This window comes from Saccharococcus sp. Marseille-Q5394 (assembly GCF_946901335.1).
Lineage (GTDB): Bacteria > Bacillota > Bacilli > Bacillales_A > Planococcaceae > Sporosarcina > Sporosarcina luteola_C.
Map to the genome: position 1 here is coordinate 18106 of NZ_CAMPPQ010000002.1, position 23648 is coordinate 41753.

Genomic DNA, 23648 nt, shown 5'->3' on the forward strand with positions numbered 1-23648 from the left:
GGACAACATGGCGGCGTAGCTCAGCTGGCTAGAGCGTTCGGTTCATACCCGAAAGGTCGTGGGTTCGACCCCCTCCGCCGCTATAATCGAAAAGCGTAGGCGGCCTGATCAGATGCGACAGGCATAAGAATAACCCGGCGTAGTGGCGCTTTTTGCCACCTAGCCGGGTTTTCTTATGACCCCGAGCATCTGCCCGCCGAAGCTGGACAACAAGAAATGCGTAGAGCGTCGTTTAGCCTCGGCAGGTGCTGGAAGCCTTGAGGTTAAAGGCGCTCTTTGCCTTTAACAGCAAGGCTGAAGCATCCCGAGAGGCTGACGCTCGGAGCTAGACAATAACGAAAGAAAGGCGTCCAGTCTTAAGACTGGACGCCTATTTCATGTCAAAACACGCATAAATCTCTGGAATCACGCATAAAACAAATAACTCACGCATAACTTTCTCCAGAAACGCATAAACTCCTGCAAACACTCATAAACTCCCGCAAACGCGCATAAACTCTCACAATCACGCATAACTCATTAACGAGCTTATCTTCTTATCGAATCGACTCGATTTGTTTCTTATGATGCGAATCATGACTGGCAAAATCCGTGAAATATTCCTCCAATGTCAGAACATGCTCCCCGATGTTGAATGGCTTCGTCCATTCCGTCTCATCCGCACCTTCAAGCCAATCAATAATTTGTTGCCGATACTGTGTTGCGAGCTCAATCACTTCGTCAAATGAATATTCTTTTGCAAGTTTCGCAGCCTGCTCATTGAATGGCCCCCACTCTACATCCTCCAGTATCTCTGATTCTCCCAAACGCCGAAGCCGATGCTCCAAAGTGAACCGATCCCATTCTGCCATATGCATAAGAATCTCCTTTGGCGACCATTTTCCCTCTTGATAAGGTGCATCCGCCTGTTGCTCAGTCAGTGAGCTCAATGAATCCATCCATTCCAAGTACTTCTTGAGATTGTTCATGATTTCATCCATTCCAATTCAGCCCCCCTTTTCATTATTCAATATTCGGCAGCTGCAGAATGAAATCCTTGTGAAAAAAATATTTATGAGCGTTTGGAAGCTTTTATGCGTGAATAAATTCATTTATGCGCGCTTTAGTAGATTTATGCACATTTGGATGAACTTATGCGTCTTTCACCGCGGTTATGCGTCTCTGGGCAGATTTATGCGTAATTCCAGCAGCTTATACTTGTTTGTCAGTAACTGCACAAAAAAAACGACCTACATCTTAACTAGATGTAGATCGCTCATAAGAGATTCATTTCCACTAATTGAAACAGCCAGCAAGTTACCCTCTTCTTGCGCCACGGCCACCGCGTTTAGATTCTGTTGCTCTTTTCAAAGTTGAAAGGCGTTCTTCACTGTCTTTCATGAATTTCGCCATCTTTTGCTCAAAATTCTCTGGACGCTCAGTATGGCTAGGACGGCCACCGCTGTGACGAGGACGTTGAGGGCGTTGAGGACGTTCAGCTTCCGGTTTCGCTTTCCTGATCGATAACCCGATTTTTCCGTCAGTGCCGACATTCATCACTTTCACTTCAACCATATCGCCTACTTTTAGGTGGTCATTGATATCCTTCACATAATTGTCCGCTACTTCACTAATATGGACCAGACCAGTTGAACCGTTCGGCAGTTCGACGAACGCACCGAAGTTTGTGATCCCTGTAACTTTCCCCTGTAACTTGCTGCCTACTTCAATTGACATAAAAAAAATGCTCCTCCTTAAGATTTAAACGGCCCTTTTCAGATGCCTTTTTACCATATGGCGAGTCCTGCAAGTGCAAGATCCTTACTTTCATTATAGCCAACAAAAAAAGAGTGTCAATAAGACTACTCTTTTCCGTCATCTTTTTCTTCTTTTTTCTTCTTGTTTTCAGGAACAGAGAAGATGATTTCATTTTCGTCAGATAAGAAATATTCTTTCCGTGCAAGCTTGGCAATATAATCATCATCATCCAATTTCACAAGCTGTTTTTTAAGAAGTTCTTGTTCTTCCTTCACTTCTTCCAACTTTGCAAGCGTCTCCACTTTTTGCTGTTCTTTTTCCTGCAGCGTCTGCTGTTGCTGAATATACATATTCGTCAATCCGCCGAACACTACGAATGCAATCACTGCATAGATGAACAGTTTCTTCTGTAGCCGCTTTTTCTGCTTGTTTCTCCATACTTCCTTTTTACGCAACGAGCGGACATATTCAGTTTCAATCGATGCAACGGTCGTGGATGGTTTCCTTTTCCTTTGCTCCATGTCCTGCACTCCCTCTCATTACAGTACGAAATTCGATAAGTCTAGTAATTATACATCATTCCGTAGTTGATTTAAAGAGAGAGTTATAGACTTTGTTATATAGATAGATGAAAGGAGAAAGTAGAAACCTCACAATTTTGACGAGCAACCTGAATATCTGCGTAATGATCTTCACCAGGAGCCTAATGATGAACACAACCGGCTTAATGATTACCATATTCAAGACTCTCCCGAAAAACCTGAAAGGCCGGTGGAATAGTGATGCATATAACAACATGCCGCAAATTTGGGCAACCGGGTCATACATCCTCCATGCCCCGTCCCGGACGATGAAAAGAACGTAGAACGATGCACACCCGATCAAAATCCAGCCGATCACTTCCAAAGGGACCGCATATTTCCGGATGATCGACGTCTTGCCGGTCGCATCCACGCCCGTTCCGATCAAATCCATGAAAACCCCGGCCCCGATGCCTGTCCCAATCATTGCAAGAAGACTAAGAAACTGGACAGAGAGACTCATCCAAACAATTTATGGAGGAAACCGCGTGAACTTGCATCTTCTTCGTCATATTGCATCGTGCTGATTGTGCCTTCCAATGTAAGAAGCCCTTTGTCTACATCCAAATGGACGATACGCAGCTCCTCCCCGCGAATTACTAATACTCCCTGAGATGTCCGTACGATGAACTCCTCCTGGTCGAACCGATCGATTGTTTTAACAGATGTAAGATCCATTCTTTTTCGATTTCTCATCGTGATGACATGATCCCCTGATGGAATTGCGTATGTTGGATTGTCGGTCTGGATTTGCATACTATTCCTCCTTTGCTTGTACGTTCACTGCCATCCTATGCGGCCAAACAAAAAAACATGACAGGAAAAGTTCCTGTCATGCCCTCAATCTTCATCGTCAATAAATTCAGGTTCCACCTTGTCCAGCTTCTCTTCTTTCAAGATTGTAAACATCGACGCGGCATCTTCCTTCTTCGTTGATTCCTTCAACATATCGACACTTACTGTAACAATCTTTTGTCCAAAGCGGATAGCCAGCTCGTCGCCAGGTTTCACGACGGACGATGCTTTCGACACCTTGCCATTGATTGTAATACGGCCTTGGTCGGCCACTTGCTTCGCCAATGTCCGTCTTTTGATTAAGCGTGACACCTTTAAAAACTTATCTAATCTCATTTCTTTTCCCTTCCTTTCGCCTGCTGCCAAAACTCTTCTAATTCGTCGAGAGTATAGGCAGAGAATTCCCCTCTACCACTCTTTACGCTTTGCTCGACGAACGAAAAGCGTCGTTTGAATTTCTCATTCGCATGCGCCATCGCTTCCTCGGGTGACAATTTCAAGAACCTCGACAAGTTGACGAGTGTGAATAGGACATCCCCGAGCTCATCTGTCTGGCTCTGCTTCGTTCCATTCGCCACTTCGTCCTTGAATTCCTGCCACTCTTCCTCGAATTTATCGAAAGCGCCTGTTATATCCGGCCAATCGAATCCAACCTTCGCCGCTTCTTTTTGGTAGTTAAATGAAGTGAGCAGCGACGAACTGTGGCGTGCCTGTCCATCCAAGAGCGATTCAGCTTGCGGCTTCTCGGTTTTCTTGATTTCCTGCCAATTTTTCAAAACCTCATCCGAGTTCTCCACGTCCCGGTCGCCGAACACATGCGGATGGCGGCGGATCATTTTATCGCCAACTGACTGCAGGACGTCTTCCATCGCAAAATAGCCATCATCCTCGCCAATTTGCGCATGCAGGAACACTTGCAGCAACACGTCGCCCAGTTCCTCGATGATGCCTTCATCGTCTTCTTGATCGATTGCTTCGAGCAGTTCATGCGCTTCCTCAATCAAATACCGCTTCAACGATTCATGCGTCTGCTCGCGGTCCCACGGGCAGCCGTCCGGAGCACGCAATGCGGCTATAATTTCTCGGAACGTCGACCATTCCTTTAAACGATCCTCCCGCTCCCGAACAGGAGGTACATAGACTGTCGTCAAATTATCGATTTCCGTCTCTCTATCCAACTCGAACAACGGCACAGTCCGAAGATTTTCCATTGAAGAACCCGCCGCCGTCACAATCGTCACCGGATGGTCATAGGCATACTTCTCCATTAGCGAAAGCTTCACTTCAGAAGCGATGAATGCATCATACACTTGGCCGATCAATACATGCTGCGTCATCGTGACGTCATCGCGCTTCATGTCCGTTCCATCAAGCAGTTGGAACCCCTCAATTGGGTCAATCCGGAGCGCTGCAAAGATCGGATCGAGGAAGCTATTCCCCCCTGCGATTTCAAGCTGCACTATGCCAGCACGTTCTTTTTCAATCAATAATTGCACTGTGCGCTCAGCAACGAGTGGATGTCCTGGCACGACATAAGTTACTGACTTTTCGTTTGCCATCAACACTATTTTCTCAACAATCTCTTCATACACTTGCCCAAACTCATCGTTTTTTATATAAATCGCGTCGAAGCTCTCTATTTCCATGCCTTCCGCCCGCAATTCCTCAATGGCCGGATGCTGGTCCGTCCTCGCAATAACGAACTCAGCCTCCTTCAACTTTCGATATGTACCTAAAGACAACTGGTCGAGATCTCCCGCACCAAGTCCAATAATCGTAATTGTATTCATCTTATTCACCTTCTATTTTTAGTGAGAATCAATTGTATACGGGCCAATCTTTTTCCGAACGGCAGCAAATACCATTCCTTTTCCGCCATTATACGTGATTTCATGATAACGACTAGGAAAACGCCCGCCCCTAGCGCGACTGCTGTCAATGCTGTCAACGTAGCACTGATTCGCGATGACAGATTGTCGAATAAAACCTGATCCGCTGCAAGCATCCAAGGGAAAATGACCGCTGCCATCGCAAGTGTAGCAAGGAGCAGCCAACCGTAAAAACGGCTAGGTGCCAGTTTCATCGGCCACACGGTTTTGAAATAAAGAAGAAGCCCAAACGCAATCGCCGCAAAACCGATATTCCCTGCAAGCGCTGCACCTGTTACATCATAGAGCGGCACTAACAATTGATTCGCGATTATTTTCACGGCAAGCCCGCCAAGAAGGAACAGCGTCGGTATTTTGACTTTGCCGGCACCTTGTAAAATTGCGGTCAACGGCAAGATGAGCGACAGCCAAAAGATCTGAAACGCAAATATGATCAGCGCAGCGGAGCCGTCCCTTGTCTCAAACAGCATTTCATTCACATATGGCAAGACGAATGCAAGCCCGACCGCCGCCGCCCATCCGAATAAAACAGCTGTCCGGAATGTGAGCTGTATAAACGGTTCCGCACCCCGTCCTTCCTTTTTAGCTGCATGATGCGCAATAAGCGGGACGATTGCGAGCGCCAATGTGGAAGCGATCAAAATCCCCATCTGGACGAGAGGCTGCCCACGGTCATAAATACCTTTCATTTCCATCGCTGCATCCGCGACAAAGCCTTTCGCAAGCAAACTATTGTAGATCATAAACGAATCCGCCATTTGAAACAGCAGCAAGATAAGCGAGCTTGCGCTGACGCTCAAACTGACAAACGTCAATTCTTTAACGACACGCCACGTATCCACTTGTGTATGCGGCCCTTTATATGCATCTCTGTAAAACAGGACAAGAATGACAACACCTAACGCCTGGCCCATAACAGCGCCCCACATGGCCACTTCGCCAGCCGTGTAAAGGGATGCTCCCGCGCGGACAGCCACCCATGTCCCAATAAGGATGATTGCGACCCGCAACACTTGCTCACCGACATTCGAAACGGCAACAGGCGTCATCTGCCCTTCCGATTGGAATGAACCTTTCAACACTGCAAGCATCGGCATGACGAGCACGATATAAGCACCTGCACGAAGAAGTGAGACCAGTTCAGGATCTCCCATCGCCTGTGCGAAAAACGGAGCGAACGTCGTGAGAATGATGAAAAATGATATAGACAGTCCGGCTAAATAGAGAAAGGCAACCCGCTTGATCGCCTTCGCTTCTCCGTCGCTTGCGCTGCCCGCGAGCAACTTCGAGACTGCCACCGCAAAGCCGTACGATGTCCACACGATGAAAATTCCGATGAACGGATACACTTGCTGGTAAATGAAAAATCCTTTATCCCCGACAAGGTTTTGGAACGGAATCCGGTATACCGCCGCCAGCAGCTTGACGATGATGGCCGAAATCGTCAAAATCGATGCACCTTTCATGAATGTTTTCATATTCCAATCCGCTTTGGACATAACTGCGCCTCTTTCGATGTTTTCTTTGTTTCCAGTATAGCATTTCCGGCAAAATCTGTTCCGGTGAATTGATAGAGTAAGCTCGCGATGGCAAAAGATCCTCTTTATTCTTAAAAGGCCCATTCTTTTGCGGCCAAGGTCCATTTATTCCAAGATGGGGTCCACTCCCTCAACACGAGTTCTCGTTCTGGCGCAAAAAGTTCTCATTTATGCTGAATGAGTTCTCGTTAAGGACGAGAAGTTCTCGTTTAACCTTGAATTGTTCTCATTCTTCAGCGAAGAGTTCTCGTTTACTCCGAATAAGTTCTCGTTCCCTTGCAAATAGCTCTCATTCCAAAAACAGCCACACCCTCCGTTGCAGATGAGCGTGTGGCTGTGTCATTTCATTTTCCTCAATAAATACAACAAATACGGCGTTCCAATGAGTGCAACGATAAGTCCACTCGGGATGTCTTTTGGCGCGATGGCAATCCGTCCGACAAAATCCGCAGTCACTAAGAGCAGTCCGCCCAACAAGCCTGAGACGACAAGTAGCGGCAAATGGCGGAAACCTACTAATCTACGGGCGATGTGAGGCGAAACCAACCCGACGAAGCCGATTGTTCCGACAATCGCGACTCCTGCTGTACTGATTGCGACTCCGACAATCAGCGCCCAGACGCGCGTCGATTTGACGGATAAGCCGAGACCAGATGCCACGTCATCCCCGAACGTCAACACATCTAAGCTCCGCGTCAAATAGACGGCAGGACCGATGAGCAGAACGAGCAACCATAACGACAGCTGCACATCTTCCCAGCCTTTTCCGTACGTGCTGCCAGATAGCCAGACGAGCGCTGAAGCGACCGCCAATTTCGCCTTTACGACGAACACTTGTGTTGCGGCAGAGCCGAATGCCGATATCGCGATCCCCATCAACGCAACGAGCATCGGCTGGAAATTGTTTTTCCAAGCCGTCACCATAATGATGCCAAGAGCAACGGCGGCTCCTACTACCGCTCCAAGCGGCATATATTGAACAGGGATTGCAGGGATTGCGACCAATAGCAGCATCGCCCCGGCACCACCCATCGAGGTAACGCCCAACACACTTGCATCCGCCAACGGATTCCGTAAGACGCCTTGCAATAAAACACCGGCAAGCGCAAGCATCACGCCGATGATGAATGCCGTAAGCACACGCGGCACCCGGAAATTCCAGACGACCGGTTTCATCCAATCGAGCGACCATGCCATTCCGTTATAGGATAATGCCAATGCAAAGACAGCGACAATTAAAATCGTAACGATCGAAATGACGACCGGCAGTTTGACCGGCTTCAACGTGCCGCCCATTTGGCGATCGCCTTTCGTATGTGACTTCGCCGTCTTCCAAGCCAAATAAAGCAGCCAAGGTCCGCCAGCCAATGCCGTCATTGCACCGACAGGCACTTCCTGTCCCGGCTGGATCAACCGGCCGAGCACGTCCGCCCCGATCATCATTACACTTCCCCATAAGAACGATTGCAGGAAGACATGCAAATGGCCGCGGACACCAAGCATCCGGACGATATGCGGAGCCATCAAACCGATGAACCCGATCGGACCGACAACACTGACCGTCGTCGCCGCAAGCAAAATCGCTGCAGCCCACGCAATTAATTTAACGATACGAACGTTTTGACCAAGCGAAGACGCAACATCTTCACCTAACGATAGAATATCCATCGGTTTCGCAATGCCTAACGCGGCGATGAACAGAATAATGATCATCGGACCCGCAAACGCAACGCCGCTCCAATTCAGCTGCACAAGCGTACCCGATCCCCATAAAAAGAGGCCGTTTGTCTGATTCTCAAACAACAGCTGCAACGAGCCTGTCATGGATGCAAACAGCAAAGAGATGATCATCCCCGTCAAGGCGACGCGTACAGGCTCCATCTGCTTCCCTGCCAGAGTGACGACGAGTACGGACGAAAGCACGGCACCTGCAAGCGCAACTAAAAAAGGGAAATCTCCAAGGACAGACGGAAAGAAGATCATCGAAACAACGACAAAGAAATACGCACCTGCATTGATGCCAAGTGTACTTGCGGACGCCAACGGGTTGTTCGTCAACGTCTGTAATATCGCACCCGCCACAGCGAGCGCCCCGCCTGCTAAAATACCGATTGCCAGACGCGGTAGCCGGAGGGAAAGCACGATATCTTGAATGCGCCCCTCCACCCAAACCTCCTTCAAAAGTTGGGAAACTGTGTAATCAGCTTGACCTTGCGTCAGATGGATGAAAGATAAAACGAACAACAGGAAAAGACCGATGATCATAACGAACAACGATTTTTTCCCTGAAGCCTTTCCCGCCATTATTTATTGACCATCGTATCGACGATTTGATTCAACAAAGTTTCGGCTGACAGCGGACCTCCATACAACCAAGTATCCTCGCCGAGGTTAAATAGTCGGTCTTCTTTTACGAAATTTAAGTTTTTCCAAACAGCATTATCTTTCAATTGCTTTTCGTATACATTGTCTTCTTCCTGCACCGTATACAAATAGTTTGCATCTTCGTACTTCGTCAACCCTTCGACATTGAATGTGCTCGATCCGAATACTTCAAACTGATCCGGCACGTGTACGTTTTTCAAGCCGATCTTCTCAAGGATTTGAGAAGCCATGGAGTTCGGTGTGAACACCCGAATTTCCGGCGCTTGAGGACCTGTGTAAGCGAGCGTCAAGATGACATCCTTCGTCTTCAGGTCAGCTTTCTCGATTTCAGCTTTCGCCTCCTCGTATTTCTCATCTAAGTGCGCCAACACTTTTTCAGCTTCATCCGTCTTGTCTACAGCCTTCGCGATTTCATTGAATGTCGTCGTCATTTCCTTATACAAGTCAATGGACTCGTCTTCGGGATATGGATTGAAGATGACTGTCGGAGCAATTTTCTCCAAATCTTTCAGCATCGCATCGTGACGGAAGCTGACACCGATGATCAAATCCGGCTCAAGCGCAGCGATCGCTTCTAAATTCGGTTCTTGTCTTCCACCTACATCAGCGACATCAGCGCTCAATTCAGCGTCGATATTCACCCAGTTATGGTATTCCTGGATATCCGCCATTCCCGCAGGCTGCATGCCGAGTGCCAGCAGATCTTCCGCATACGTCCACTCGAGGACGACGACTTTCTTAGCAGGCTTATCAAGCGTCACTTCGCCGTTCGAACCTACGATCGTAACACTGTTTTCAGACGTCTCGCCGCCTGCGCCTTTATCTTCCGTTTTCTTCGATGAACAACCGGCCACCAAAATCACACTGAGAGCCAGCAATAAGAATGCTTTCATATATCTATTCATGTTTTACCTCCACGTTGATAATCGTTATCAATTAGTAGTGTAATCTTTTGGTCCGTCATTTGTAAAGTGTTTTCAAGAAATTAATGATTATCATTCTCAATTGGTTGGGATTATGATATGCTTCTTAGTAATAAGTTCATTCCTTTTAGGATAAATGAAACGGAGGCATTCTAGTATGCACCCTACTATAAATACAAAAGACCTTTCTATCGGTTATGAAGATCGTCTTCTTTTCGAGAATTTGAATTTGGCAATTCCTCGTGGCGAGATTACCGTCTTCGTCGGCAGCAATGGTTGCGGTAAGTCCACATTGCTCCGTTCAATCGCCCGTTTATTGAAGCCTTCGGACGGCTCCGTCTTGCTGGAAGGGAAAGATATTCATTCCATGTCTTCTCGCAGTGTCGCGAAGAAGATGGGCATCCTTCCCCAAGGTCCCGTCTCACCTGAAGGATTGACGGTTCACGACCTCGTTAAACAAGGACGGTATCCTCACCAATCATGGCTTTCCCGCTGGACAGCGGAAGATACGAAAAAGGTCGAGGCAGCGATGGAGGCGACGAAAATTAGCGACCTTCGTGACCAGGCGATCGATACTTTATCCGGTGGCCAGCGCCAGCGTACGTGGATTGCGATGACACTTGCCCAAGATACTGACGTCATTCTGTTGGATGAGCCTACGACATATCTAGACATGACGCACCAAATCGAAATTTTGGACCTCTTGTTTGAGTTGAATGAACAAAAAGGCCGCACAATCGTCATGGTGCTCCATGATCTGAATTTGGCTTCCCGTTATGCCCATAATATTGTCGCTATTAAAGACGGCGGTGTTTATTCGCAAGGCAGACCTGAGAATATCATCACTTGCGATCTCGTCCGCGCGGTTTTCGGCATGGAATGTCAAGTGTCGACGGATCCCCTTTTCGGAACGCCGCATTGCGTTCCATACGGTCGTGGACGCTGCGTCGTGCAGGAAGTAAGGAGCAATACAGGTGCCTAAGCTGAACGACGAGCACATTGCATCATTTGAACGATTTGGCGTGTTTCTGAACAGGCAGCCTGATGCATTCACGAACGTCCATGCAATCTTGTCGGAAACGGCCGGTACTGAATTATTTTCGGAGATTCAAACGTTAACCAACGCGCCGACAGATGCCGTGGCGGCTTCCATTTATATGAGGAGGCACGGATTCTTCATTACGGGCCTCTTCCATATGCTCAGCAATTCCAACTTGCTCTTTACCGGCAAGTTGGAGGACGTCTCTTTATTCATCGAAAACGGGACAATCCAGTTTACCATCCCGCCTGATTCTTTCGAGGGTGTCCAAGACCGGCACGAAGCGGTTTGTTTCATTCTCGAGCAATACGGACATCCAGTCGTCGAATATATGAGCAAGCGCGCGCATGTTTCCAAGCTGATCCTATGGGAGAATGTATGGGGCTATGTGCTATGGATGTACTCCATGCTTCTTAACGAAGAGTGCCCCTCGGCACAAAGCGACCTCGATTTCTTATTGGATAATGAAACATGGAAGCCGCATATGAGGCGCTCGCCCTTTAAACAGTATTTGCAGAATGAAGAGCCACTTGCCGCCATGGCAAACTACAAACGGACGACTTGCTGCCTATTAAAGGAACTGCCAGATACGGAGAAATGTCCGTATTGTCCGTTAAACAGAACATAAAACAGCCTACCCGCATCGATTTTCCGGTACGTTTAGGCTGTTTTTTATTGTTTCTCATGATGATTACCTAGGCTTGGTCATCTTCCAACTGTAATAACGCCTTTGTGAACTGTTTGAAATCGTCTATATGTTTATTTAGAATTGATTCTAAAATATCAAGTTCTAAAGCTTGATAATCATGAACAACGATGTTGCGGAAGCCAACCATATTCATTAGGGTTTTTGCAAGGCTTGCTTCAATTAAACCTGCTTCATGTAATAGCTTAAATGCTTCGCGACTCGTTTTTGGAACTCCTAATTTACGTTCACTTACTACATGCATAGCCAAGTCAATGCTTGCCTCACAAGCACGTTGAATGTTCAAAACGATACTATCTTGCTTTGTGAAATCTCTTAAATTTTCCGGGTTACCTTCATACACTTCATGAATTCGTTTCAAACAGCGTTCAATCATTGTCGTTTTATTTATAATGACATCATTCATCCCCAAACACACTTCCCCTTTCTTTAATGTCATTAATTATTACCGCACGTTGCTCATTTAAAGTTGCATACATACTAAATGCTCTCATTCTTTGACGGATAAATTCATTTTCATCCTGTATATAGATTGGAATACCTTGTGCAAAGATTTGCATCGTAAAAACCGTATCAATTTCTTTAATATCAACTAAATCTACTTCTCGCTCACCAATTAAGGCAAGTTCATTTGTTAGAAGAAAACGATCATAAGATGATAGTTGCTTATTACTGAAATAAGCAAGATCGATATCACTCTCTTCACGTACAGAACCTTTTGCAAAAGAGCCAAAGAGGATAATGAAAGCAGGATTGACTTCGTGCTTTACCTTTTTAATAAGTTGTTCTTTTATTTCATTTGTTAGCAAGCGTATCACCCCTTATCAATAGTATAAGTGTTTATGTAAAAAACTGCACTACGCTCAAATTATTGAGATGTGACAAGTAATGCCCACCTAACAAATATTCACACGAAAAAAACAGCCCACTCGCACCGACTCTTCCGGTGCGTGCAGGCTGCTTTTTATTGTTCCATCTGTTTCGCCAAAAAATGTGCTGCAGTTTCTGCTGCTTTTTGTTCGGCTTCTCCGATGAAATGTACTTTCGATAATAAATAGACGGCGCCAATTGTGTCTCCGCCCGCTACAATTGGAGCGATGCAGTAGGATTTCACTTGCTCGACTTGTCCAGGGACCCATTCTACTGCTTTTTCAAGTTTTTCCGTAACGATGGTGCGGCCCTTTAAAATATCTTCCACGTCCGGAGCCAATTGGCGATTCAAATAATCTTTTTTCGATAATCCGGATACGGCGATCATTTCATCCCTGTCACTGATCAGGGCGGGTGTTCCGAGGGTTTCGTATAGTGTTTCTGCGTACTCTTTCGCAAATTGACCGAGCTCGGAAATAGGGGAATATTTCTTTAGGATTACCTCGCCATCCCTGTCGGTGAAGATTTCAAGCGGGTCCCCTTCGCGTATGCGAAGCGTCCGTCTGATCTCTTTCGGGATGACCACCCTCCCCAGATCATCAATTCTGCGCACGATTCCTGTTGCTTTCATGCATGATGCCTCACTTTCCAAAAATTAAAACCGTTTTCCGTTCGGATATAGTATGCATCATGCTTGGACATTTTATGCAATAGTTCCTTTAGACGGAATCTGTGGAAACGGACTCTTTGATAGACGAATGCAGAATCCTCATCATCTCCTCAAGAACGTCAAATTCCGTCTTTTTGCCTGTATGGCGCTCATCAACCGTTATGATAAGCCTGCCGTCTTCCATCGTAAAGCCGACAGCACGGCCGAATTCCATGGAGTCGGAAACAATTTTTGCTCCATCCGTCTTCGCCGTACCTTCTTCAGTTAGGCGGATTTCAATGACAGAACGTTGTTTTTTAATCGATTCGACACCCGCCATGCGACCCCATGCCTTTATCCTTCCGACACGAAGCAACAGGTCGGCCTCAAGCGGCAAGTCACCGAACCGGTCGGTCATCTCATCGACGAGCTCGGAGTAATCCTCCTCGCTTTCGATTGCTTTCACCCGTTTATACATTTGGATCTTCTGGAATCCGTCTTTAATATACGAATCCGGTAAATAGGCATTAATTGGCAAGGAAATTTCAACATCCTGAATTTCGGATTTTACGATGCCCGTCTGTTTCTCCTCAATTGCCTCTTGTAACATTTGTGAGTACAGATCAAAACCGACAGAGTCGATGAAGCCGTGCTGCTGGGAGCCAAGCAAGTTCCCCGCTCCACGGATCGACAAGTCCCGCATCGCGATTTTGAACCCAGATCCAAGCTCCGTAAATTCTTTGATTGCCTGCAGTCGGTTTTCCGCCACTTCTGTCAGCACTTTGTCACGCTGATAGAGGAAGTAGCCGTATGCAACACGGTTAGACCGGCCGACTCGTCCGCGCAGCTGATACAGCTGGGATAAGCCCATGCGGTCAGCATCATGGACGATGAGCGTGTTGACATTCGGAATATCGATTCCCGTCTCGATGATTGTCGTCGTCACAAGGACGTCGTATTCGCCTTCCAGGAAACTTAGAATTACGGATTCAAGAGTCGACTCATTCATTTGCCCGTGCGCAAAGGCGACACGCGCTTCCGGGACTAGCTGCTTGATTTCATCGACTTTGCGCGTCATGTCTTCGACGCGGTTATATAGATAGAACACTTGGCCACCACGTCCCAGCTCGCGCTCAATCGCTTCCCTGACAAGACCGAAGTTATGCTCCATGACATATGTCTGGACCGGGAAACGGTTCGCTGGAGGCGTTTCGATGACGGACAAATCCCGGACGCCGAGCATCGACATATGCAACGTCCTTGGTATCGGCGTCGCCGTCAATGTAAGGACGTCCACATTCGTTTTCAGCTGCTTGAGCTTTTCCTTATGCGTCACGCCAAACCGCTGCTCTTCATCGACGATGAGCAAGCCGAGATCTTTATACGCGACGTCCTTAGAAAGGAGGCGGTGGGTACCGACGACAATGTCAATCGTACCTGCCTTCAACCCTTTCAACGTTTCCGTCTGCTCTTTCCGCGTACGGAAGCGGTTCAATAAAGACACTTCCACCGGAAATCCGGAGAACCGTTCCTTCATCGTTTCGTAATGCTGTTGGGCAAGAATCGTTGTTGGAACGAGGAACGCGACTTGCTTGCCATCCGCGACTGCCTTGAACGCTGCACGAATCGCCACTTCCGTCTTCCCATATCCGACATCGCCGCAAAGAAGCCGATCCATCGGACGCTCTCTCTCCATATCCCGTTTTACTTCCTCGATGGAACGCAACTGATCTTCCGTCTCGTCGTATGGGAATGCATTTTCAAAGGAACGCATTAGATCATCATCTTGCGAGAATGCAAACCCTTTTTCAGCCTCGCGCTGCGCATAGAGCTTGATCAGATCGTCCGCAATATCCTTGACTGCGGATGACACCTTGCTTTTTGTCTTTTTCCATTCCGCACCCCCGAGTTTATGGAGTTTCGGCTCCCTCTCCCCGGACGCGACGTATTTCTGAATCAAGTCGATTTGGTCCGCAGGGACGAAAAGTTTATCCTCCCCACGATAGCGGATATCCAGATAGTCTTTATGGACGCCGCCCACTTCGAGTGTCACAACGCCATAATACTTACCGATTCCGTGATGGACGTGGACGATATGGTCGCCAGGTTTGATTTCCGAATAGCTTTTGATGCGCTCTGCGTTTGTCATTTTTTGAGGACGGGCTTTCCGCTTCGGTTTCCCTTTGAACAGCTCCGCGTCCGTAATGACCGCTAGACGTTGAAAAGGCAATTCGAATCCTGCGGACAGATCCCCTTCGATGATTGAAATCGTTCCCGCGCCTGTCGGCTTGCCGCTCACTGCCGCATCCATCTCATAGTCTCTAAGAATCGATTGGACCTTCGCCATCCGTTCTTTCCCATCAGCAACGATAAAGATATTGTATTTTCCTTGCTGCCAACGATCCATTTCATTTTTCAACAAGTTCATCTGCCCATGAAATTCCTGCATCGGTTTGCAAGAGAACGAGACCGTTTTCTTTAGGACGATACCCGGCACAGCTCTTACAAACAATGATAAGTATGATTTGGGCTGATCGAGCATTTTATGCATCTCTTCGAATGAAAACGAGATTTTCGCGTCATGGACGATTTTTCCTTCCTCAAGAAGCGTCAGAAACCATTCCTTCTCTTCACTTTCAAGAGAGGAAGACACTTCAAGGATCCGTCCGATTTCGTCGAATAGAACAATGCCATCTTCGGGAAAATAATCACCAAGATAGGATGGGACACGGTCTGAAAACGATACATGCTTCATCATCCCTTCCGGCGTGATGCCGTCTCGCAAAAGCCCGATATCCCGGGTTATATTCACCGTAAGGGATTCTTTTGCCTCTTCATTTTTCATCCGCTTCAGGCTTGTACGAAGGGCGTCCTCTAAGTTCGAGGCGATATGAGATAATTCCGTGGCGTCCCAAACATGTTCCGTTGCAGGAAGGATTGTCACTTCTGTCAGTTTATCGGTTGAGCGCTGATCTTCCGCAGAGAACATGCGGATGGAGTCGACATCCGTGTCAAACAGCTCAATTCGGATCGGGTTTTCCATATTCAATGGATACACGTCCAAAATGCCGCCCCTCAGAGCGAAATCGCCCGGTGCGGTTACCATCTCCTGTCTCCCATAGCCCATTTCCACAAGCTTCCGGATGCATTCGTCCACATCAATGCTGTCATCCAAATGGACGGACAAGGAATTTTCGAGCCATCTCTCTTTCGGAGGAAGTAGTTTCTTCATTCCCGCGACAGGCGTAATATAGATTCCTTTGCCGATGCGCGCCATATGATCGAGCGTATCTATTCGGTTTGCGCGCAGTTCATAACTGGACACAGAAAAATCGGCAGCGATCAATTCCTCTGCCGGATACAAATGAACGAGTGAGTCGCCGAGCATCTTCACAAGGTCTTCGTATGTACGTTGTGCTTGCAGCATGTTGGGAGTGATGATCAGGATCGGCTTCTCAGCTGACTGCTGGACAGTCTTGAAAAAGACGGCCTTTGCGCCACCCGATAGCCCCGCCAGCAATTGGCGGTCCTGTCCTGTTTTTAACTCCTCAACAACTTTAGTAATCTCTTTGTCTTGTAGAAATAAATCTATGAGCGCATCCAATGATTATTTTCCTCGCTTTGCAGTAAATAAAATGAAGTGAAAAAAGCTTTGCGCGCTCGATACGCCAAAGCAGAAAATTCTATTGCAGCCATTTCCGTAATGCATAGTAATCAGGATTCATTCGCAGCGACTGTTCACATTGCTCACAAATGCAACGCACCGTCATTGAACCATTCTCATCATATTCTAGAAAGTGGTCGCCTTGCCCATCTTCCGCCTTTTTAAGTTCCCGGAGGATCTCTTCGGCAGAAGCTAGTGGGATGCTGCCGACCTCTGTGTTGCAATGCCTGCATGAATAACGAACGTCATTCGGTTTCATCGGTTTCATCGACCCCTTTTTAACAAAGTATAGGCTAGGGAGCCGGTGATTATTCCTTATGAACCATTATAGTTATTCATTACATCTAAAAACGGCCTGTTAAGCCAGTCCATACAGGCAGAAGCACTTTTATCAACCATCTCGTCAATAAGTGGCTGTTCTTCCTTGCTGAATGGGGAAAGTACATAGTCGGCCACTTTCATGCCGCCTGTCGGACGACCGATTCCGATGCGAATCCTGTTGAAGGAATCCGAGCCAAGATGGGCAATTAACGATTTCATGCCGTTATGGCCGCCGGCACTTCCTTTTTGGCGCAGCCGTAATTTGCCTGGAATGAGGTCAAGGTCATCGTATAGTACAACGATGTCATCGAGTTCCACATTGTAGTAATCCATGAGAGGACCGACACATTCCCCGGATAGATTCATATATGTCAAAGGTTTGACGAGCATCACTTTTCCTTCCGGACGGTGGATGATCGTATAAGCGCCATTGAATTTCAATTGCATGGCAGGCGCGTCAAGTCGACGGGCCAATTCATCGATAGCATGGAATCCGACGTTATGCCGAGTCTTCTCATATTGCTTCCCCGGGTTTCCGAGGCCGATTATCATTTTCATAAGGCGTATCTTCCTTTTGAATTAATTAGAAAAAGGGCGCACGCTTTGCACGTGCGCTCCAACTGCTGCTTATTATTCTTCCTCTTTACCACCGATGACTTCCGGTTCTGCATCCGCAGCACCAGTATCAGCTTCAAGCTCTTCCATTTCCGCTTCTGAACGTGGAGCGGAGATAAGAACGAGTGCGTACTCATCATCAGAAAGTATTTCAAACTTAGATTTCGCACGTACGTCTGCAACTGTCATCGTGTCGCCGATTTGCATCTCGGAAATATCAACTTCAAACGACTCCGGAATATCCGAAGGTTTGACTTTGATCGTCACTTCGCGGTTCGGCTGCTGTACGACGCCGCCTTCCTTCTCGCCGATGGAGTTGCCGACAAGATGTACCGTAACGTCGACTTCAAGCTCTTCTGCCATATCAATTGCGAGGAAGTCCGCGTGGCGGATATCGCCTATTAAAGCATCCTCTTGGAAATCATTTAAAACGACGTTCAATTGCTTGCCATCTACTTCGAGCTTGAGAACACCATTGCGTCCGACTTCCCGCAATGTTTTCAGTAAATCGCTCTCTTTTACGGCAATCGGTGTAGATTCTGTATTATATCCATAAACGACTGATGGGATGAACCCTTCATTTCTAAGTGCTGTTAATGCTGATCTCGTTTTCACTTCTCTTGATTTCGACTGAATTGCTGTACTCATTTGTGTAGTCACCTTTCTTAAAAAAAAGTTATTCTATCTCTTGAAATACCCAAAATCAGACGACATGAAACTAACTGGCTTGCTTATTCAAACAATGTACTGACAGATTTCTTTTCAAATACCCGGATAACTGCTTCACCCAAAAGCTTTGCAATCGATAATTGCTTGATTTTTGGGGATCTTTTGCTTTCCGGCAGTTCGATCGAATTCGTAATGATCAATTCCTTGATTTGGGAATTGTCGATTCTTTCGATGGCAGGGCCGGATAATACCGGATGCGTACAGCAAGCGTACACTTCCTTCGCGCCACTCTCGATGATCGCGTTCGCTGCGATTGTAATCGTTCCGGCAGTATCGATGATATCGTCGATCAAAATAGCTGTTTTCCCTTCGACGTTCCCTACGATGCTCATCACTTCGGCAACATTTGGACGTGGACGGCGTTTGTCAATGATGGCGATTGGTGCTTTCATACGATCCGCCATCTTCCGTGCCCGTGTTACTCCGCCATGATCTGGAGAGACGATGACAAGCTCGTTGCCCTCCAAGCCTTTTCCTTTGAAGTATTCCGTCAAAATCGGTTCTGCTACGAGATGGTCGATCGGAATATCAAAGAAGCCTTGGATTTGCGGTGCATGCAAATCAATAGCAATTACGCGGTCAGCACCTGCTTTTTCAAGCAAGTTGGCCACAAGCTTCGCCGTGATCGGTTCACGGGAACGCGCTTTACGGTCTTGACGTGCATAACCATAGTAAGGCATAACTACATTGATTGTACGGGCTGATGCGCGCATCAATGCATCAATCATGATAAGGAGCTCCATTAGGTTATCATTGACTGGATAGGAGGTTGATTGGATGACAAAAACATCGCAACCCCGGATACTTTCTTCGATATTGATTTGAATTTCTCCATCGCTAAAGCGCTTGACAGAGCACTTGCCAAGTGGGCGTCCAATCTCGTCCGCTACTTCTCGTGCAAGTGATTCGTTGGAATTTAAAGAGAATATCTTCAGTTTATCATTAGGATAATGATTAGCCATCATGGTCCCCCTGGTTAGTTAAGATTTAATTTTGTTGCGTATCCTTCTTTATTCTCCTGGCGCGCGCGTCCAATTGCAAGTGAACTTTCTGGCACATCTTTTGTAATCGTCGATCCGGCCGCTACATAAGCGCCTTTTCCAATTTTTACAGGTGCGACCAAATTGGAGTTGCAACCGACAAATGCATCATTTTCAATTGTTGTCGTATGTTTGTTTTTACCATCGTAATTCACTGTGATCGTTCCGCAGCCGATGTTGACATGAGTGCCGACTTCCGCATCACCGATATAGCTGAGGTGGGAAACCTTGCTGCCTTCTCCCAGCCTTGATTTCTTAATTTCGACAAAATTGCCGATTTTCACATTGTCGCTGAGTCTGGAATCCGGACGGATATGTGCGAACGGGCCAACTGTTGTACCGGACCCGATGATGCTGTCCCGTACAACTGACGAATGGATAGTTGTGGACTCGCCAATCTCACTGTTGGCGATATGGCTATTCGGTCCAATGATACACTTTTCCCCGATGACAGTCTGTCCCTCGATCATCGTACCTGGTTGAAGAACTGCATCCCGACCAATTTTGGCATCTGCGCTAATATACGTGCTGCCTGGATCGATAATTGTAACGCCATTCCGCATATGGGATTCCGCAATCCTTCGGCGCATCACTTTTTCCGCTTCCGAGAGGATGACCCTGTCGTTGATACCGATCGTTTCGCTGAATTCATCGGTTACATAAGCGGATATCAATGCCTGTTGTTCAGCCTTCAGGATGCCGATGACGTCAGGAAGATAGTATTCGCCTTGCGCGTTATCATTCTTCACCTTTTTCAAAGCCTCGAACAGTGCACGGTTGTCAAAGCAGTACGTTCCCGTATTGATTTCGGTCACTTCCCGCTCCTGTGGTGATGCATCCTTATGTTCGACGTTTCGAAGGACATTTCCGTCTTCGTCCCGAATGATGCGGCCGTAGCCTGTTGGGTCGTCGGCATGCGCGGTCAGGATTGTCGCTTTCGCCTTCGTGTCGGAGTGGTGCGCAATCAGTGCTTGCATCGTTTCCGATTTGATGAGCGGTGTGTCTCCGCAGACGACGAGCGTAATCCCTTCGAGTTCGCCTAGCCGATCTTCCGCCTGCTGAACTGCATGTGCTGTGCCGAGCTGTTCTGCCTGAAGGGCATATTCGCTCTTGGCACCAAGTGTTTCTTCTACCATTTCTGCCCCGTGGCCGACAATCGTTACGATTTTATCCGCGCCGATTCCAAGGATATGGTCGACAACGTGTTCGACCATCGGTTTTCCACAGACAGGATGCAATACTTTATATAAATCGGACTTCATCCGCGTCCCTTGCCCTGCAGCTAGGACGATGGCATATGTATTCGTCATTTGCTGGCCTCCATCCATTATTTCATTATTGACTATAGCCGAAAATAGTATAAATTTCAACTATACCCTCTTGACAACGCGATGTAATTCTTTTAATATTATTCTTTTCTTTTTTATTCCAATCAAAAAAGCACAAAACCGGAGAACATCTCTTGGTTCCGTGCTTCTTTTAAATTCCATAAACTTATGCTCCGGCTTCTTCTAGGATTCCTTTTTCCTCGACCATATGATAAGCGGTAAGGACTGCATCTTGGACTTTCATCCTTGCCGATGTATTGATGGGGTGTGCAACGTCGCGGAATTCTCCATCCGGCGTACGTTTGCTTGGCATCGCAACAAACAATCCGTCATTCCCCTCAATGACACGGATGTCGTGTACAACAAATTCACCGTCCAATGTAATCGAAGCGATTGCCCTCATTCGACCTTCCGTCTCAACCTTCCTCAGCCTTACATCCGTCACTTCCATTATTTCCCCACTCCCTTTGTTGTTTTTGTCTATAAATTGGCTCAACGATTATATTCAACAAAAGTAAGCTTTTCCCTTTTATTTTTTCGAAGTTTTTCTAAAAAACTTTTTTAGGTACATAAAAAATGACGGCCTGCTCTTATTTCGAGCGGGCCGTCACTATTATTTATTCACCGGCGAGGGCGATGACTTCGATTTCTACTGATGCGTCTTTCGGTAATCTTGCCACTTCCACTGTTGAACGTGCAGGAGTATGTGCTCCGAAATGTTGTGCATATACGTCGTTCAAAGCTGCAAATTGGTTCATGTCCTTGATGAACACTGTCGCCTTGATGACTTGATCAAGGGAAGAGCCTGCCTCTTCCAATACAGCTTTCAAGTTTGCGAAAACTTGGTTCGTCTGCTCTTCAATCGTTCCTTCGACGAGCAGTCCGTCCGGTGTCATCGGAAGTTGTCCGGATGTATAGACCAATCCATTTACTTGCACTGCTTGTGCGTAGGGTCCGATTGCTTTCGGAGCATTATCTGTTGCTACGTAATTCATGTCGTTTTTCCACCCTTCTTGAAATAGTTTCCTTCTTCAAGTTCGATTGTGCGGTCCTTCTCATTCACTGCGCGAAGCTTGACCAAGGATAGATAGTCCTCAACAAGCACTTCCTCGGTATGCTCCGCCTCTACAAGGACAGCGGCTCCTGCAAGTTCACAGTCAAATTCCTCGAGTAGATTCTTCATGCCCGCCATCGTTCCGCCCGCTTTCATGAAGTCGTCGGTGATCAAGACTCTTCTCCCGCTCTTCATGCTTCTTTTTGATAATACCATCGTCTGGATGCGGCGCGTGGAACCGGACACATAATTGATGCTGACCGTCGAACCTTCCGTCACTTTACTGTCCCTTCGGACGATGACGACAGGAACATTCAAATGGCGGGCTATCGCATGGGCGATAGAAATGCCTTTTGTAGCGACCGTCATAATTACGTCGATCTCCGTTTCCGCGAATGCAGATGCAAAGACTTTTCCGATCCGGTCCATTATTTTGGGATCCCCTAAAAAATCCGTCATGTATAAATAGCCGCCAGGCAACAGCCGATCCGATCGACCAAGGCTTTCCTTTATGATGGCCATCACTTCACGGACTTCCGTTTCGGAGACTTGCGGAATGTATTTCACGCCACCTGCCGCACCCGATACTGTCATCAATTTTCCTGTCCCATTCTCTTCGAACGTTTCTTTGATAATTGCCAAGTCTTCACTGATCGATGACTTTGCAGCATGATAACGTTCGGAGAAGAAAGTAAGCGGTATGAGTGTATGCGGATTATCCAATAGGTGACGCGTCATATCAACGAGTCTTCCGCTTCTTTTCCACTTCATGAGTAACAACCCCTAAACCCGAATGTTTTATTCGACATTATCATAATTGTACGCCTTTAATCAAGCAGAAAACGTTCACCTGTCATTCTGACAGCATGGACTTCCTTACAGAAGCCTTTTAATCCATTGTAAATTCGCGATACTCTCGCCTCTTGCCTGACAAACCCAAAAACGGTCGGTCCGCTTCCGCTCATCAATACCGCGTCTGCCCCGAACTGTTCCATTTTTTCTTTCAGGACGACGACCTGTGGATGCAACTTCATTGTCACTGGCTCCAAAACATTGCCCAAGGAAGCGCACATTTTAGTGTAGTCCCCTGAATGTAAGGCTTCGAGCATACCGGTCGTGTCGGGATGCTGAATGGAGTTGACGTCGAGATTGCGGTAGATGTCTGCTGTTGAAACGGAAATTGAAGGCTTCGCCAGAATGACCCAACAGTTGGGGGGTGCCGGCAAATGCTCTATCTGTTCCCCGCGACCTTTCGCAAGCGCTGTTCCTCCGTGCACGCAGAAAGAGACGTCCGAGCCGATCTTTGAACCAATTTCCGCTAACTCATCTGCACTTAGCTGTAATTTCCATAGCCGGTTCAGTCCGCGCAATGTTGCCGCTGCATCAGAACTGCCTCCAGCAAGACCTGCAGCAACAGGTATTTTTTTGTCGAGCGTTATTTCAACCCCGTCGCGGATGCCGTATTTCCGTCTAAGCAGGTCCGCCGCCTGATAGGCCAGATTTTTCCGGTCATTCGGCACAAACCGCTCGGAGACTTTCATGTTGATATGCCCATCATTCGAAGGGCGAAGCCAGACACGGTCAGCTAAGTCGACTGTCGTCATAATCATTTCCACTTCATGAAAACCGTCGGGGCGTTTATGTAGGACATCGAGTGTCAGGTTGATTTTTGCAGGTGCTTTCTCATATAACATCCAGCCCCCTCCATTCCAAGCTTGTCATTGTTCCCTATTTTACCATAGGGAGATTGGATTGCACCCCGAAACTTTTCATTGATTTGTGAAA

The 23648-nt window shown here is 47.2% G+C and carries 25 protein-coding genes and 1 tRNA gene; 3 read left to right on the forward strand and 23 right to left on the reverse strand.

All coding sequences use genetic code 11. The annotated features are described in order from the left end of the window. Nucleotides 1-9: 9 nt before the first annotated feature. Nucleotides 10-83 (forward strand) — tRNA-Met (locus OC538_RS10535). Between the two features lie 453 nt (nt 84-536). Here the strand turns inward: OC538_RS10535 and OC538_RS10540 are convergent. The 10 genes from OC538_RS10540 to OC538_RS10585 all read right to left on the reverse strand — a co-directional run bounded on the left by OC538_RS10540 (nt 537) and on the right by OC538_RS10585 (nt 9830). Next, nucleotides 537-980, reverse strand: a complete 444-nt coding sequence (locus OC538_RS10540; RefSeq protein ID WP_251697100.1) for a DinB family protein — start codon at nt 978-980, stop codon at nt 537-539. A gap of 316 nt (nt 981-1296) precedes the next feature. Beyond that, nucleotides 1297-1716 carry a S1 domain-containing RNA-binding protein gene (locus OC538_RS10545; protein ID WP_251697098.1) on the reverse strand — a complete coding sequence of 140 codons (420 nt, stop codon included), beginning with the start codon at nt 1714-1716 and terminating at the stop codon, nt 1297-1299. 125 nt (nt 1717-1841) lie between these two features. After that, on the reverse strand, nt 1842-2258 hold the full coding sequence (locus tag OC538_RS10550) for an FtsB family cell division protein (RefSeq protein ID WP_251697096.1): 417 nt from the start codon (nt 2256-2258) through the stop codon (nt 1842-1844). A gap of 55 nt (nt 2259-2313) precedes the next feature. Further along, complete coding sequence (yabQ, locus tag OC538_RS10555) at nt 2314-2781, reverse strand: spore cortex biosynthesis protein YabQ (RefSeq protein WP_353056627.1); 468 nt, start codon at nt 2779-2781, stop codon at nt 2314-2316. Then, on the reverse strand, nt 2778-3074 hold the full coding sequence (yabP, locus tag OC538_RS10560) for a sporulation protein YabP (RefSeq protein WP_251629840.1): 297 nt from the start codon (nt 3072-3074) through the stop codon (nt 2778-2780). Before yabP ends, yabQ begins: the two co-directional genes overlap by 4 nt. A gap of 84 nt (nt 3075-3158) precedes the next feature. Continuing rightward, nucleotides 3159-3449, reverse strand: a complete 291-nt coding sequence (locus OC538_RS10565) for an RNA-binding S4 domain-containing protein (RefSeq protein ID WP_251697093.1) — start codon at nt 3447-3449, stop codon at nt 3159-3161. After that, entirely contained in the window at nt 3446-4903 is a 1458-nt protein-coding gene (mazG, locus tag OC538_RS10570; RefSeq protein ID WP_251697091.1) for a nucleoside triphosphate pyrophosphohydrolase, read from the reverse strand. Before mazG ends, OC538_RS10565 begins: the two co-directional genes overlap by 4 nt. 5 nt (nt 4904-4908) lie before the next feature. Continuing rightward, nucleotides 4909-6501, reverse strand: a complete 1593-nt coding sequence (locus OC538_RS10575) for a polysaccharide biosynthesis protein (protein WP_251697089.1) — start codon at nt 6499-6501, stop codon at nt 4909-4911. 378 nt (nt 6502-6879) lie between these two features. After that, nucleotides 6880-8805 carry an iron ABC transporter permease gene (locus OC538_RS10580; protein WP_251697125.1) on the reverse strand — a complete coding sequence of 642 codons (1926 nt, stop codon included), beginning with the start codon at nt 8803-8805 and terminating at the stop codon, nt 6880-6882. A gap of 38 nt (nt 8806-8843) precedes the next feature. Then, on the reverse strand, nt 8844-9830 hold the full coding sequence (locus tag OC538_RS10585) for an ABC transporter substrate-binding protein (protein WP_251697087.1): 987 nt from the start codon (nt 9828-9830) through the stop codon (nt 8844-8846). Nucleotides 9831-10005: 175 nt separating this feature from the next. Between OC538_RS10585 and OC538_RS10590 the strand changes: the two genes are divergently transcribed. Together OC538_RS10590 and OC538_RS10595 are read left to right on the forward strand one after the other, a co-directional pair. Continuing rightward, nucleotides 10006-10830: an ABC transporter ATP-binding protein gene (locus OC538_RS10590; RefSeq protein WP_251697085.1), complete on the forward strand. Its 825-nt coding sequence runs from the start codon at nt 10006-10008 to the stop codon at nt 10828-10830. Then, a complete protein-coding gene (locus OC538_RS10595; RefSeq protein ID WP_251697083.1) occupies nt 10823-11515 on the forward strand; it encodes a hypothetical protein in 693 nt (230 codons plus the stop codon). Before OC538_RS10590 ends, OC538_RS10595 begins: the two co-directional genes overlap by 8 nt. Nucleotides 11516-11582: 67 nt before the next feature. Here OC538_RS10595 and hepT read toward each other — a convergent pair whose 3' ends face one another. The 13 genes from hepT to ispE form a co-directional block, all read right to left on the reverse strand. Beyond that, nucleotides 11583-11999 carry a type VII toxin-antitoxin system HepT family RNase toxin gene (gene hepT, locus OC538_RS10600; protein ID WP_251697124.1) on the reverse strand — a complete coding sequence of 139 codons (417 nt, stop codon included), beginning with the start codon at nt 11997-11999 and terminating at the stop codon, nt 11583-11585. Continuing rightward, nucleotides 11992-12402: a type VII toxin-antitoxin system MntA family adenylyltransferase antitoxin gene (gene mntA, locus OC538_RS10605; RefSeq protein WP_262175333.1), complete on the reverse strand. Its 411-nt coding sequence runs from the start codon at nt 12400-12402 to the stop codon at nt 11992-11994. The genes hepT and mntA overlap by 8 nt, the downstream gene beginning before the upstream one ends. Nucleotides 12403-12557: 155 nt before the next feature. Then, nucleotides 12558-13094, reverse strand: a complete 537-nt coding sequence (spoVT, locus tag OC538_RS10610) for a stage V sporulation protein T (protein WP_060205952.1) — start codon at nt 13092-13094, stop codon at nt 12558-12560. Nucleotides 13095-13182: 88 nt separating this feature from the next. Further along, the gene (gene mfd, locus OC538_RS10615; protein WP_251697079.1) at nt 13183-16716 is read right to left on the reverse strand and encodes a transcription-repair coupling factor; all 3534 of its coding nucleotides are present in this window, start codon (nt 16714-16716) and stop codon (nt 13183-13185) included. A gap of 79 nt (nt 16717-16795) precedes the next feature. After that, nucleotides 16796-17035: an anti-sigma-F factor Fin gene (locus OC538_RS10620; RefSeq protein ID WP_251697077.1), complete on the reverse strand. Its 240-nt coding sequence runs from the start codon at nt 17033-17035 to the stop codon at nt 16796-16798. A gap of 56 nt (nt 17036-17091) precedes the next feature. After that, nucleotides 17092-17655 carry an aminoacyl-tRNA hydrolase gene (pth, locus tag OC538_RS10625; RefSeq protein ID WP_251697075.1) on the reverse strand — a complete coding sequence of 188 codons (564 nt, stop codon included), beginning with the start codon at nt 17653-17655 and terminating at the stop codon, nt 17092-17094. A gap of 72 nt (nt 17656-17727) precedes the next feature. Then, the gene (locus OC538_RS10630) at nt 17728-18360 is read right to left on the reverse strand and encodes a 50S ribosomal protein L25/general stress protein Ctc (RefSeq protein WP_251697074.1); all 633 of its coding nucleotides are present in this window, start codon (nt 18358-18360) and stop codon (nt 17728-17730) included. Between the two features lie 83 nt (nt 18361-18443). Beyond that, the gene (locus tag OC538_RS10635) at nt 18444-19403 is read right to left on the reverse strand and encodes a ribose-phosphate diphosphokinase (RefSeq protein WP_251697072.1); all 960 of its coding nucleotides are present in this window, start codon (nt 19401-19403) and stop codon (nt 18444-18446) included. Nucleotides 19404-19417: 14 nt separating this feature from the next. Then, nucleotides 19418-20791 carry a bifunctional UDP-N-acetylglucosamine diphosphorylase/glucosamine-1-phosphate N-acetyltransferase GlmU gene (gene glmU / locus OC538_RS10640; RefSeq protein ID WP_251697070.1) on the reverse strand — a complete coding sequence of 458 codons (1374 nt, stop codon included), beginning with the start codon at nt 20789-20791 and terminating at the stop codon, nt 19418-19420. 184 nt (nt 20792-20975) lie between these two features. Then, nucleotides 20976-21260: a septation regulator SpoVG gene (gene spoVG / locus OC538_RS10645; RefSeq protein WP_251697068.1), complete on the reverse strand. Its 285-nt coding sequence runs from the start codon at nt 21258-21260 to the stop codon at nt 20976-20978. A gap of 166 nt (nt 21261-21426) precedes the next feature. Next, a complete protein-coding gene (locus tag OC538_RS10650; RefSeq protein ID WP_251697067.1) occupies nt 21427-21804 on the reverse strand; it encodes a RidA family protein in 378 nt (125 codons plus the stop codon). Continuing rightward, the gene (gene purR, locus OC538_RS10655) at nt 21801-22634 is read right to left on the reverse strand and encodes a pur operon repressor (RefSeq protein ID WP_251697065.1); all 834 of its coding nucleotides are present in this window, start codon (nt 22632-22634) and stop codon (nt 21801-21803) included. Before purR ends, OC538_RS10650 begins: the two co-directional genes overlap by 4 nt. A gap of 56 nt (nt 22635-22690) precedes the next feature. Further along, on the reverse strand, nt 22691-23557 hold the full coding sequence (gene ispE, locus OC538_RS10660; protein WP_251697063.1) for a 4-(cytidine 5'-diphospho)-2-C-methyl-D-erythritol kinase: 867 nt from the start codon (nt 23555-23557) through the stop codon (nt 22691-22693). Nucleotides 23558-23648 lie beyond the last annotated feature (91 nt).